Source organism: Nocardioides turkmenicus, assembly GCF_011045035.1.
In the GTDB taxonomy this organism is placed as follows: domain Bacteria; phylum Actinomycetota; class Actinomycetes; order Propionibacteriales; family Nocardioidaceae; genus Nocardioides; species Nocardioides turkmenicus.
In genome coordinates this window covers 182,148-194,253 of the sequence record NZ_JAALAA010000012.1, presented here as the reverse complement: position 1 = coordinate 194,253, position 12,106 = coordinate 182,148, and the positions used below count along the sequence as shown (strand labels likewise).

Sequence of the window (12,106 nt, the reverse complement as noted above, 5' to 3'; positions counted from 1 at the left end):
GAGCGACGGCGGTGGGTGGGGTGACGGCGGCGGAGGCGACGGCGGCGGAGGAGGAGGAGAGTGAGCCGCTCGACACTCAGCCGACGCGTCCGAACCGTGCCAGGTAGTGCCACACCCGCTTGACCGACTGCGGGTCGTGGTCGCCGGACCGCGCGGCGTCGCCGACAAGATCAGGCGTGAGTACGTCACCCAGTGACCGTGCGAGGTCGACGTACTCCTGACCGCGGTAGCCCGGATCGAGGCCGTCGGTGGCGACGCGGAAGCCGGGATGCCACTCCACGGCGCAGCCGAGGTCGCCGGCCGCAGCCTCGACCTTCGTGCCCCGGAAGCACGGGTCGAGCACGACCGCCTCGGCGTCCCGCGCGATCACTACGCCGCCGTGCACGTGCGCCTCGACGCACTCGTCGAGGTCGTCGAAGCCCGAGGCGTCGGCCATCGCGGACAGCTGCGGCAGCATCTCTGGCCCACCGAAGTCGGTCGGCTCCAACACCGAGTCGGGGAAGCAGAAGGTGCACCGCTCCAGCACCTCCGGCCGGAGCCGGAGATGGGCCGACCCGAACCGGATCGCGCCGCCGTAGGGGTCGTGCCGACGGTTCCACGCTCCGTAGACGGGCCGTTCACCGGCCGGTGCGTCGTCATAGCGTCCGCCGAACAGCCGGCTCTCCCAGCGCCACCGGTCGCCTCCGGGATGGGCGGTCAGCCCGCCGTTCGAGATCCCGGTCTCGAACTGGGAGCGATACCTCCCGTCGCGTGCCAGCGACTCGATCACCAGCCCGCCCGCGTAGGGCCAGTCGGGGTGGAACTGGAGGGTGACGCTCATCGTCGTGCCACGACCGCGCTCACGAACGCCCTCACCAGCGGGTGGACCGGGGCCCCGGCGAGGGCACCGATGTGGGGCTGGAACATGCTGGTGACGTAGAACGGATGGTCCGGGAACTCCAGGACCTCCGCTCCGGCGTCGTCCGCGGTGGCTCCGACGACGATCCCGGTCTTCTCCAGCGCGGCGACGGCGTCGGCGGTCGGGGCGTAGTTGCAGAAGTGCATCCCGACGAACGGCTCCGGCTGCCAGACCTCGAAGCGGGTGCCGGGGACCGGGGTCACCAGCCGCTCCTCGCCGTAGAGCGAGCAGGCCAGCGCGGCGACCGCGTTGTCGTCGCGGGCACCGTCGGACTCGGCATGGGTCGCCGAGGACCCGAGCACGTTGCGGGTCCATTCCAGCACGGCGTACTGCATCCCGCCGCACACCCCGAGGAACGGGATCCCTCGCTCCCGCACCACGGTGAGAGCGTCGAGGACAGCAGCATCCGACGCGTACGGCGAGCCCGGCACGAGCCAGACACCGTCATAGCCCGAGACATCGAACTCGGAGTCGGTCGGCACCCACTCCGTCTCGACCCCGAGCTCGGCCAGCTGTGGCCGCAGCGCGTTGAGCTCCTGATGGCTACGGTGTCCCCGGTCGTCGCCGAGCAGTGCGATCATGAGCCGAATCGTTCCAGCCACGCCGGGCTCGGGCCAACCGATTACTCCGGCTTGATGCCCAGCCGGTCGAGCTCCTCGTCGATGACCGCGGGGTCGAGCTTCTGGAAGACCGGGGTGGGCTTGGCGACCGGGGTGCCGACGACGATCGGGTGACGCTCCCACGAAGGCGCGCCGGAGTAGTCGCCGGTGATGATCGGGTAGGCCTTGCCGGTGTCGAGATCCTCGACCTCCTCGATGCGGGGCATCGGGGCCACCTCGCCCTTGCCGCCGAGGGCCTTGTCGACCTCGTTGGCGGAGAACGGCAGGAACGGGGACAGGATCAGGTTGAGGTCGGCGACGCACTGCGCCATCACGTGCAGCACCGTGCCGAGCCGCTCGCGGTCCTCGGGAGCCTTGGCGAGCTTCCACGGCTCGAGGTCGGTGACGTACTTGTTGACCTCGCCGACGGCGCGCATCGCCTCGCCGATCGCCTGCTTCTGCCGGTGGCGGCCGATCAGGTCGCCGACGGTGCCGAAGGCGGCCTGCACCGTGGACAGGATGGCCTCGTCCGCCTCGGTGAGCGTCCCGGCGGCCGGCAGCTCGCCGAAGTTCTTCGCGATCAGGGTGGCGGTGCGGTTGACCAGGTTGCCCCAGCCCGCGACGAGCTCGTCGTTCGTACGCCGCACGAACTCCGCCCAGGTGAAGTCGGAGTCGTTCGACTCGGGGCCGGCGGCGGCCACGAAGTAGCGGAACGCGTCGGGCTGGTAGCGCGAGAGCAGGTCGCGCACGTAGATCACGATCTTCTTCGACGAGGAGAACTTCTTGCCCTCCATCGTCAGGTATTCGCTCGAGACGACCTCGGTCGGCAGGTTGAGCACACCGTAGGAGCCGGGCTCACCGCCCTTCGACCCCTGCCCGTTGTAGGCGATCAGCTCGGCCGGCCAGATCTGGGCGTGGAAGACGATGTTGTCCTTGCCCATGAAGTAGTAGGACAACGCCTCGGGGTCGCTCCACCACTTCCGCCAAGCCTCCGGGTCACCCGAGCGCCGGGCCCACTCGATCGAGGCGGACAGGTAGCCGATGACGGCGTCGAACCAGACGTACATCCGCTTGGTCGGGTTGTCGCGCCAGCCGTCGAGCGGCACCTTGATGCCCCAGTCGATGTCGCGCGTCATCGCGCGCGGGCGGATCTCCTTGAGGATGTTCTGGCTGAACCGGATGACGTTGGGACGCCACAGGCCGGTCTGCTCGCGCTCGTCGAGGAACGCGTGCAGCGCATCTGCCAGGGCGGGCAGGTCGAGGAAGAAGTGCTGGGTCTCGACGAACTCCGGCGTCTCGCCGTTGATCTTGGAGACCGGGTTGATCAGCTGGTCCGGGTCGAGCTGGTTGCCGCAGTTGTCGCACTGGTCACCGCGCGCCCCGTCGGCCCCGCAGATCGGGCAGGTCCCCTCGATGTAGCGGTCGGGCAGGGTCCGGCCGGTCGACGGCGAGATCGCGCCCTTCGAGGTCTGCTCGACGAAGTAGCCGTTGTTGTAGACCCCGAGGAACAGCTCCTGCACCACCGCATGGTGGTTGGCCGAGGTGGTGCGGGTGAAGAGGTCGTACGTCAGGCCCAGCGAGGTCAGGTCCTCGACGATGATCCGGTGGTTCTTGTCGACGAGCTCCTGCGGCGACACGCCGGCCTCGTCGGCGGCGATCAGGATCGGGGTGCCGTGCTCGTCGGAGCCGGAGACCATGAGCACGTCGTGGCCCGCCATCCGCATGTACCGACTGAAGACGTCGGAGGGCACGCCGAAACCGGCGACATGGCCGATGTGGCGCGGGCCGTTCGCGTACGGCCAGGCGACTGCGGACAGAACGTTGCTCATGGGCAGCATCCTAGTGAGCAGATGCCACAGGTTTTATTCGCCGGGCCCGCATTCACCACCGGGTCAGTTGAACATCTGGTCGCGCTTGTAGGCGTACTTCCGGATCCACGGCAGCCACTTGGCGAGCTGGGCGCCCGGGCAGGAGGTCTCGTTGGTGTGGAAGTGCCCGTCGATGACCCAGACCCGGACCCGCCGTCCGGCCGGGAACCGGTCGCTGCCCTTCGAGATGGTCGTCAGCGTGCCGCGCTCGTCGCGCCCGGCCATGTCGAGCTTCCAGGCCGCCATCCGCTCGGTCTTGATGAGGGCGTCGTCGGAGGGGCGTACGTTCTCGAAGTTGCCGATCAGCGCGATGCCCATCGACTGGTGGTTGAAGCCGCGCGTGTGGGCACCCTTGACGAGCCGGTCGATGCCGCCCGAACGGCCCTCCCAGGCGCGGCCGTACTTGTCGATGAGGAAGTTGTAGGCGATGTCGAACCACCCCAGCGACCTGGTGTGGTAGCTGTAGATGCCGCGGATGATCCCCGGCACGTCGCCCTTGGAGTAGTTGTTGCTCGTGGCGGTGTGGTGGATGTGGACCTGCTTGAGCGAGGTGTTGTACTCCGGGCGGCCGTTGCGCCAGGAGTTGTTGGCGCCCCACTGCGACCGGGTGAAGATCACCGGCTTGGGCGCCCACCGCGGGCGCGTCCGCGCGACCCGGCCGTTCGCTGCGCTGCCGTAGCCGAGATCCTCGGCCTCTTTCTTCGGCGCCTTGACGTCCTCCTGCGGCCCGGTGTTGATCAGGGTCAGCTTCAGGTCCTTGGGCTGCGCACCCTCGACCCGCACCTGTACGCCGCTGGCCCGGCCGGTCCACACCGGCTGCGTGCCCCGGCGCTCGACCTTGCCACGGGCGGCCACGGCCCCTTCCTCACCGTCGGGCAGGTCCTGCTGCAGCGGCAGCTCCTGCCACTCGCGCCACTGGTCCGACTTGCTCACCCGCACCTCGACCGTGGGCGTCTCCGCCCCGGTCCAGGAGACCCCGACCATCGAGAACGTCGTCGTACGCAGCTTCTCGGTCGCAGCCGCGCCGGCGGACCGCTCGGTCAGCCTCGGTGGCAGCTTCACATCACGGGTCGCGATGCCGTCCTCGAGGCGAGGCAGCTTGATCAGCTGGCCCTCCTCGGCGGCTGCCGGACCGATCGACGAACCGATGGCTGGCACGAGCATGGACGCGCCGAGAACTGCTGCGGTCAACGTCACCGTGAGGATGCGGGGGAAGCGGGCCATACCGTTGATTTTGGAGAATCAAGGGCCCGACATGCCGCAAACCCATGTGTTCGGTGTGTCGTTTGGGTCCTCTGTGACTGCTGAGATCAGCGGTCGGAAGGCTCGAACGGCACCGGCCGTCCGGCGTACGCCGCCAGGTGCTCGTACGCCCCCGACCCCTCCGGCGCGGAGAGCGCGTTGGCGAAGGCCCGCCCCTTGCGCTCCGGCCCGAGGATGCGGTCCATCGCGACGACGGCGCGCTGGGCGACCGCCTCGTCGAGACCGTCGGTGGGGCGTCCGAGGGAGACCGCCAGGTCCCAGGTGTGGACCGCGATCTCGGCCGACTGCCAGTCGGGGTCGACCATCACCATGTCGTCGGCACCGATCTCGCGCCACAGGTTGATCAGCGCATTGCCCCTCGTGCGCAGCTCCTCGCCCAGGTTGACCGCGTAGTCCTCGCGACCGTCCCATCCCGGCGGCGAGCCCTGGAGCATGGTCACGAAGACTCGCGGCTGGGCGATCATGTGGTTGGCCAGCTTGCGCAGATCCCACTCGGGGCACGGCGTCGGCCGGGTCAGGTCGTCCGCCGTGACGGTGTCGAGAAGGTCTGCTGCCTGCGTCAGTGCCCGCTGCAGCGCGAACACACCCATCTGGTCAACCACATGACCATGGTGTCAGGAGACCTTCCGTCCGGCGAAAGCAGCCAGCCGCTCGTACACCCCGGCACCCTCGGGCGCCGCCACCTCCGGGTCGAACGCCCCAGCGCGCATCTCCGGCTTCAGGCTCGCCTGCATGAACTCGAGCCCGACCTCGGCCAGCTCGGGGTCGAGCTCGGAGGACGGCACGCCGAGCGCCTGCGCGAGGTCCCAGGAGTGCACGGCGTACTCGGCCACGATCATGCCGACCGGCACCGATGCACCGCCTTCCCAGCCGTCGGTGCCAGGGCCTTGGCCCCAGGCGTGCAGCACGTCGTCGGCGCCGACCTTGAACGTGGGCCCCCAGCTCTCCCGGACGTGCGGGGCCGGCGCGCTCCAGTCGGGCTGGCCCCCGCGCAGCATCGTGACGAAGTTGGGACCGTCGGCGATCACGTGGTCGGCCAGCGCCCCGACGTCCCACTGCGTGCACGGCGTCGGCCGCGACACTGTGTCGGCGTGCACCCGGTCGAGCAGGTCGCCGGTCTGGTCCAGCGCCCGCGAGAGAATTCCTGCCTCGTCTGTAGTAGTCACCCTGCCAACGTACGACCGGATGACCTCGGCGTCACCGCCAAATTCTCGGCTACTCCATGTTCTCGAAGTCGATCTGCTGGCGTGGCTTCGGCGCGACGATCTCCGTGGGCTCGTCGAAGCCACTGAACGTCACGTCGGCCGCATCCTTGCCGGTGTTGGACACCTTGACCACGTAGTGGGGCTCCTCGGCCTGGACATAGATCGTGCCCTGCTCGCTGCTGCGGTCCTCGAGCTTGACCACCGGCTGCCCGTCGACCTGATCCTTCGACTTCTTGATCGTCAGGCCCTCGATGGTGCTGGGGACCAGCAGCTCGAGGAACTCCTCGGACAGCTCGTCCCAGTCGCACAGACTGGTCAGGTCGCCGAGGTCGTCGCCACCGACGACCCACTTCTTCCCCACCATCGCCAGGACCGCGTCGGCGTCGGCACCGGCGTTGGCCTTCCAGAACGCCCGGTCTGCCTTGAACCAGGCCTTGCCGCCGACGACGAGCAACGTCATCTCCCCGTCGGGCGTACCGATGCTGCCGGTGCAGTCGCCCGCCGTCGAGACCGTCATGTCGATCGACATCTCGGCGCCGTCGTCGAGGCCGGTCCCCGAGATGTGGACCGACTTCAAGGAGCCCATCGACGCCTTCGCGTCGGCGAGGATCTTCTTAGGGGACTCGTCGGCGTACGACTTGTCCTTGCCCGAGGATGCAGTGCCGCCGCAGGCGGTCGTGCCGGCCAGCAACGCGGCCAGCGACAGGGTCAGCGCCAGCGGGCGCAACACGGTCAGGGTCATACGCGATGGTCCCACCGCCCGAACCCACCGGCGACCTCATATTCGTCGCCCTCAGCTGAAGTCGAGGTCGTGGACCCGAGCGCGCTTGAGCTCGTAGACGTAGGGGTAGGCGGTGATCAGCTGGAACCCGTCCCAGAGCTTGCCGGCCTCCTCGCCCTTGGGCGCCTTGGAGATGACCGGACCGAAGAAGGCCGACCCGTTCATCGCGATCGTCGGGGTGCCGACGTCGTTGCCGACCTGGTCCATCCCCTCGTGGTGGGACTTCGCGATCGCCTCGTCGTAGGACTCGTCGTCCATCGCGTCGGCGAGCTCGACCGGCAGGTCGACGGAGGCGAGCGCCTCCTCGATCAGCGCCCGGTCGAAGTCGCGCCCCTCGACGTGGCGACGGGTGCCGAGCGCGGTGTAGATCTCGGCCAGCTTCTCCTGGCCGTACTCGTTCTGCACCGCCATGCAGACCCGCACCGGGCCCCAGGCGGTGGAGAGGAAGTCGCGGTACTCCTGCGGGATGTCCTTGTCCTGGTTGAGGTACGCCAGGCTCATGATGTGCCAGGTCACCTCGACGTCGCGCACCTTCTCGACCTCGAGGATCCAGCGCGAGGTGATCCAGGCGAACGGACAGGCGGGGTCGAACCAGAAGTCGGCGGCGGTCTTCTCAGCGGGCGTGGTCTGCGTCATATCGACACTCAACCACCGCTCCCAAGGTTCTGTTCCGGACTTGTTACCGCTACTGAGGGGTAAGCCCTTTCATACCCCACTAGGCTTCCGCGGGCACCCACGCCAAGGCGAGCACCCAGAAGCTGAGCCACATCAAGATCACCAGCGAGTCGTACTGGGTCCAGGACAACAACTCGGCCTACTACAACGGCGCCGGGATCTTCCTGCACGTCAACGGCTCCGGCGCGACCGGCGGCTGTGTCAGCGTGCCGCGGTGGATGATGAAGGAGTACTTCAACCTCCTCGACCCGACGAAGAAGCCGGTCATCGCCATCGGCGCCTGACGCGTCCGATCGAGGAAGCACCGTGGGCCGGAGCGAGGATCGCTCCGGCCCACGGCCATATGACGGGTTGACTCAGGTCAGCTGACCGTGGCCCAGTCACCCCCGCTCGCCCAGTAGGCGACCTCGTCGCCGCGGTAGTAGACCTTCACGACGTACTCGTCCGGCGGGAGCTTGACGAAGGTGACGCTGGTGGACCCTCCGCTGAGCTCCTGGGTGACCTTGCGGTCTCCGTTGGTCACGATCGTGACGCTGCCGGTCGGGGTGTAGCCCGAGGCGGTCACCCGGACGTCGACCTTGGTCTGGCCCGACCCGTCCGCGGCGACCACGTTGACGCGGGGCTTGACGCGGACCCGGCCGCTGGGGCCGTACGTCTTGCTCACCGTGTCCCCGCTGCGGGAACGGGCGACCACGGTGACGCTGAGCCGGTGGCCGACGTCGGCGGCCGTCGGGTAGTACTTGTGGCTCGTCGCACCGGAGATCGGCGCACCTTCGCGCGTCCACTGGTAGGAGAGGTCGACCGCCTCGCTGAATTCGCCCGGGTCGACCTGCATGAGGCCGCCGAGACGGGTGCCGCCCTTCACGAAGCCGGCCGCGGTCTGCGTCAGCGTGCCGCTCGGCGTCTCCGCGGGCGGCTCGGCCGGCTGCTGCGGCGCCTTGCCGCCGCCGACGAGGGTGCTGGCGAAGGCGTACGACTGCTTCGGGCGGTAGCCCTCCTGGACACCGACGACGACCGCGCCGATCCTCTTCCCCGAGGCCGATGCGGGCACCTTCAGGAAGCGGGACGTGCTGCGTGCGATCAGGGTCTTGTCGGCGTACCACCTGACCTCGCCGATCTTGGCCGACGGCTCGTAGTCCGCTCCGCCGACGGCGATCGTCGAGCCGACCTTCTGGGTGCCGGTGATCTTCGGCTGCGCCAGGACCTTGAACGTGCCCTGCTTGATCGGCGGCAGGATCTCGCTCATCGTCCTGGCTTCGCTGTAGTCCCGGCGGGTGCCGGTGAGCACCGCCGCGATCTGCTTGCCGGCGAGGTGGCCCGGGATGCGGAAGGTCTTGTTGGTCGCACCCGGGATCGGCTTCTTGTTCACGATCCACTGGTAGCGGATCTTGTTCGGGTTCGGGCTCCACGAGCCGGTGTTGACGGTGACCGACTTGCCGACCTGCGCCGTGCCCTCGACCGTGGGTCGCTTGGTGACCGAGAGCCGCTGGTCGTTGAAGTGGATGAACCCGGTCGGGTAGTTGACCGAGTCCTTCCCGATCCGGCGCCAGCTCAGGTCGCTGCCGTAGTTGGACTCGGAGATGGTGATCGAGTTGTCGCCGACGCGCTCGACGATCGCGACGTGCCCGAAGCGGCTCGCGCTCGGGTGCGAGGAGTGCCACCAGGCGACGGAGCCGACGGTCGGCGTCCGGTTCGTCAGCCTGCTCAGCGCGACACCCCAGTTGGTCGCGTTGCCCTCGCCCGACCAGGGGCGAGCGTTCGGCAGGCCGGTCTGGATGAGCTTGTACGCGACGTAGTTGGTGCAGTTGCGACCGGCGTACATCCGCCAGTACATGCTCCCCCAGGCGCTCTCGTAGCCGCCGGTGGAGTAGCCCTTGCTGCGGCAGTCCGAGAATCCGGAGCAGAGCGTGATGGAGCCCGCGTGCGCCGGTGATGCCAACTTGGGGATGACTTGCACACCGAGGCCGACGAGCAGCAGAACCGCGCCGGTGACCAAGGTCCGGCGCAGCGCCCCGCCAGGCTTCCCCACCTGGCGCGACTCCTGTGAATACTGGTGTTTCTGTGACTTGAGGGGCACACGAGCACCCTAGAGAAAGTTGTCAACTATTGATACCGGTGTGTCGGAATTACATCACTGTATTTTTACTTTCCACGCTCAACCACTCCCAAGAACGGGCAACAAGCGCGATATAAATGTCTCGAATTCCGGGCAGAATGAGAGGATCCAGCCATGCCTGGAACCAATCTCACGCGCGCCGAGGCCACCGCCAGAGCCGCTCTCCTCGACGTCCTCTCGTACGACATCGAACTCGACCTCACCACGGGCCCCGAGACCTTCGGTTCGACGACGACGATCACGTTCACCTCGACCGAGGCCGGTGCCTCGACCTTCGCCGATCTCGTCGACGCGACGGTCCACGAGATCACGCTCAACGGCGTCGCGCTCGACCCTGCGGTGGCGTACCAGGACTCCCGGATCCAGCTGGACGGTCTCGCCGCCGAGAACGTCCTCGTCGTCAAGGCCGACTGCACCTACTCCCACACCGGCGAGGGGCTCCACCGCTTCGTCGACCCCGCCGACGACCGCGTCTACCTCTACTCCCAGTTCGAGGTCCCCGACGCCCGCCGCGTCTACACCACCTTCGAGCAGCCCGACCTCAAGTCCGTCTTCACCTTCCACGTGACCGCCTCCGAGGGCTGGAAGGTCGTCTCCAACGCCGTCACCCCCGAGCCGAAGCCGCTGGGCGACGGCCGCGCGACCTGGGACTTCGAGCCCACCAAGAAGATGTCGACCTACATCACCGCGCTGATCGCCGGTGAGTACCACGAGGTCCAGGACGTCTACGAGGGCAAGTTCGGCACGATCCCGCTGGGTCATTACTGCCGCCAGTCGCTGGTCCCCTACCTCGACCGCGACGAGGTCGTGAAGATCACCAAGCAGGGCTTCGAGTTCTTCGAGGACGCCTTCGACTTCCCCTACCCGTTCGGGAAGTACGACCAGCTCTACGTGCCGGAGTACAACATGGGCGCGATGGAGAACGCCGGCGCCGTGACGCTGCGCGACGAATACCTGCCGCGCTCCAAGCAGCCGCGCTCCTTCTACGACTTCCGCGCCTCGGTGATCCTCCACGAGATGGCGCACATGTGGTTCGGCGACCTGGTCACCATGAAGTGGTGGGACGACCTCTGGCTCAACGAGTCCTTCGCCGAGTGGGCCTGCTACCACGCCCAGGCCAACGCGACCGAGTTCACCGACGCGTGGACCGGCTTCACCAACGCGCGCAAGCAGACCGGCTACCGCCAGGACCAGCTGCCCACCACGCACCCGATCGCCGCGGACAACTACGACCTGCAGGCCGTCGAGGTCAACTTCGACATGATCACCTACGCCAAGGGCGCCTCCGTCCTGAAGCAGCTGGTGGCGTGGGTCGGCCTGGAGCCGTTCCTGGAGGGCCTGAAGGCCTACTTCAAGGAGTTCGCCTACGGGAACTCCGAGTTCAAGGACCTGCTGCGCCACCTCGAGGCCGCCTCCGGCCGTGAGCTCCAGGGCTGGGCCCAGGAGTGGCTGCAGACCTCCGGCGTCAACACCCTCGCGCCCGAGTTCACCCTCGCCGAGGACGGCTCCTACGCCGCGTTCGCGGTGCGCCAGTCGGCCGCCGCCGACTACCCGACGCTCCGTCGCCACCGCATCGGCCTCGGCCTCTACGACCTCGTCGACGGCGCGCTCGTCCGCCGCGACGCGTTCGAGATCGACGTCACCGGCGAGCTCACCTCGGTGCCGCAGCTCGAGGGCGTCAAGCAGCCCGACCTGCTGCTGCTCAACGAGGGCGACCTGACGTACGCCAAGATCCGGCTCGACGAGCGCTCGCTGGCCACCGCGCTGTCGTCGCTGTCCGCGCTGGACGACTCCCTCTCGCGGGCGCTGATCTGGGGTGCGGCGTGGGACATGACCCGCGACGCCGAGATGCGGGCCAGCGACTTCGTCGAGCTCGTCCTGGCCAACATCGGCCAGGAGACCGACGCCTGGGGCGTCACCCGGATCCCCGTCTTCGCCGCCCAGGCGGTCAACTCGTTCTCGGCCCCGGCCAACCGCGACGCCCTCAAGGCACGCTGGGAGACCGGGCTCAAGAGCCTGCTGGAAAGCGCCGCGCCGAGCAGCGACCACCAGCTGACCTTCGCCCGGACGTACGCCGCGGCAGCCCGCTCCGAGGCCGCCATCGCCGACCTCCAGGCGATGCTCTCCGGCGAGCTGGCCTACGACGGTCTCGAGATCGACCAGGACCTGCGCTGGGCGCTGGTCACCGGTCTGGCCGCCTCCGGCACCTTCGGTGAGACCGAGATCGCCGCCGAGCTCGAGCGCGACAACACCATCTCCGGCCAGGAGAAGGCAGCCGCCGCCCGTGCCGCGCAGCCCACCGCCGAGGCCAAGGCGGCCGCCTGGGACGCGGTGGTCGTCCGCACCGACGTCGCCAACGAGACCGCCCGCTCGATCGTGCTCTCGTTCCAGCGGTCCGGCCAGGACGAGGTGCTGGAGCCCTACATCGACCGCTACTTCGAGGCCGCCGACACCCTCTGGGACCACCTCGGCACCCACCGCGCCTCGACAGTGCTGGAGTTCATCTTCCCCAAGCCGGCCGCCTCCCCCGAGCTCCTGGAGAAGGCCGACAAGTGGCTCGAGACCTCCCCCGCCGAGCCCGCCGCCAAGCGGTACGTCCGCGAGGGACGTGACGAGGTCGCCCGCGCCCTCGCCGCTCAGGAGCGCGACGCGCAGTAGCTCACGCAACGAAGGACCCCCAGGCGGACGTCGTCTGGGGGTC

At 68.4% G+C, this 12,106-nt stretch carries 11 protein-coding genes; 2 read left to right on the top strand and 9 right to left on the bottom strand.

The features are described from left to right. Positions 1 to 76: 76 nt before the first annotated feature. The 8 genes from G5C66_RS15795 to G5C66_RS15760 all read right to left on the bottom strand — a co-directional run bounded on the left by G5C66_RS15795 (position 77) and on the right by G5C66_RS15760 (position 7,250). Positions 77 to 820, bottom strand: coding sequence for a DUF3626 domain-containing protein (locus tag G5C66_RS15795; protein WP_165111908.1), 744 nt, complete (start codon positions 818 to 820; stop codon positions 77 to 79). Beyond that, positions 817 to 1,479: a glutamine amidotransferase-related protein gene (locus tag G5C66_RS15790; RefSeq protein ID WP_165111907.1), complete on the bottom strand. Its 663-nt coding sequence runs from the start codon at positions 1,477 to 1,479 to the stop codon at positions 817 to 819. Before G5C66_RS15790 ends, G5C66_RS15795 begins: the two co-directional genes overlap by 4 nt. Before the next feature lie 41 nt (positions 1,480 to 1,520). Beyond that, the gene (metG, locus tag G5C66_RS15785; protein ID WP_165111906.1) at positions 1,521 to 3,326 is read right to left on the bottom strand and encodes a methionine--tRNA ligase; all 1,806 of its coding nucleotides are present in this window, start codon (positions 3,324 to 3,326) and stop codon (positions 1,521 to 1,523) included. A gap of 63 nt (positions 3,327 to 3,389) precedes the next feature. After that, positions 3,390 to 4,589 (bottom strand): peptidoglycan recognition protein family protein, encoded by a 1,200-nt coding sequence (locus tag G5C66_RS15780; RefSeq protein WP_165111905.1) that lies wholly within the window; start codon positions 4,587 to 4,589, stop codon positions 3,390 to 3,392. An 86-nt stretch (positions 4,590 to 4,675) separates the two neighbouring features. Continuing rightward, on the bottom strand, positions 4,676 to 5,230 hold the full coding sequence (locus tag G5C66_RS15775; protein ID WP_338144193.1) for a maleylpyruvate isomerase family mycothiol-dependent enzyme: 555 nt from the start codon (positions 5,228 to 5,230) through the stop codon (positions 4,676 to 4,678). A gap of 12 nt (positions 5,231 to 5,242) precedes the next feature. Next, positions 5,243 to 5,794: a TIGR03086 family metal-binding protein gene (locus G5C66_RS15770; protein ID WP_338144192.1), complete on the bottom strand. Its 552-nt coding sequence runs from the start codon at positions 5,792 to 5,794 to the stop codon at positions 5,243 to 5,245. 49 nt (positions 5,795 to 5,843) lie between these two features. Further along, entirely contained in the window at positions 5,844 to 6,575 is a 732-nt protein-coding gene (locus G5C66_RS15765; RefSeq protein WP_165111904.1) for a LolA-like protein, read from the bottom strand. Between the two features lie 51 nt (positions 6,576 to 6,626). Further along, entirely contained in the window at positions 6,627 to 7,250 is a 624-nt protein-coding gene (locus G5C66_RS15760) for a mycothiol-dependent nitroreductase Rv2466c family protein (protein WP_165111903.1), read from the bottom strand. A gap of 131 nt (positions 7,251 to 7,381) precedes the next feature. On the opposite strand from G5C66_RS15760, the gene G5C66_RS26870 reads away from it, so the two are divergent. Next, positions 7,382 to 7,573 (top strand): L,D-transpeptidase family protein, encoded by a 192-nt coding sequence (locus G5C66_RS26870; RefSeq protein ID WP_338144196.1) that lies wholly within the window; start codon positions 7,382 to 7,384, stop codon positions 7,571 to 7,573. 77 nt (positions 7,574 to 7,650) lie between these two features. On the opposite strand, the gene G5C66_RS15755 is transcribed toward G5C66_RS26870, so the two are convergent. After that, on the bottom strand, positions 7,651 to 9,318 hold the full coding sequence (locus G5C66_RS15755) for a CHAP domain-containing protein (RefSeq protein WP_165111902.1): 1,668 nt from the start codon (positions 9,316 to 9,318) through the stop codon (positions 7,651 to 7,653). Positions 9,319 to 9,519: 201 nt separating this feature from the next. On the opposite strand from G5C66_RS15755, the gene pepN reads away from it, so the two are divergent. Further along, on the top strand, positions 9,520 to 12,063 hold the full coding sequence (gene pepN, locus G5C66_RS15750) for an aminopeptidase N (RefSeq protein WP_165111901.1): 2,544 nt from the start codon (positions 9,520 to 9,522) through the stop codon (positions 12,061 to 12,063). Positions 12,064 to 12,106 lie beyond the last annotated feature (43 nt).

Excerpts from the sequence above, each read along its gene's own strand:
- G5C66_RS15790 (WP_165111907.1), bottom strand. The coding sequence starts at position 1,479 with ATGATCGCACTGCTCGGCGACGACCGGGGACACCGTAGCCATCAGGAG.
- G5C66_RS15765 (WP_165111904.1), bottom strand. The coding sequence starts at position 6,575 with ATGACCCTGACCGTGTTGCGCCCGCTGGCGCTGACCCTGTCGCTGGCC.
- G5C66_RS15760 (WP_165111903.1), bottom strand. The coding sequence starts at position 7,250 with ATGACGCAGACCACGCCCGCTGAGAAGACCGCCGCCGACTTCTGGTTC.
- G5C66_RS15795 (WP_165111908.1), bottom strand. The coding sequence starts at position 820 with ATGAGCGTCACCCTCCAGTTCCACCCCGACTGGCCCTACGCGGGCGGG.
- G5C66_RS15780 (WP_165111905.1), bottom strand. The coding sequence starts at position 4,589 with ATGGCCCGCTTCCCCCGCATCCTCACGGTGACGTTGACCGCAGCAGTT.
- metG (WP_165111906.1), bottom strand. The coding sequence starts at position 3,326 with ATGAGCAACGTTCTGTCCGCAGTCGCCTGGCCGTACGCGAACGGCCCG.
- pepN (WP_165111901.1), top strand. The coding sequence starts at position 9,520 with ATGCCTGGAACCAATCTCACGCGCGCCGAGGCCACCGCCAGAGCCGCT.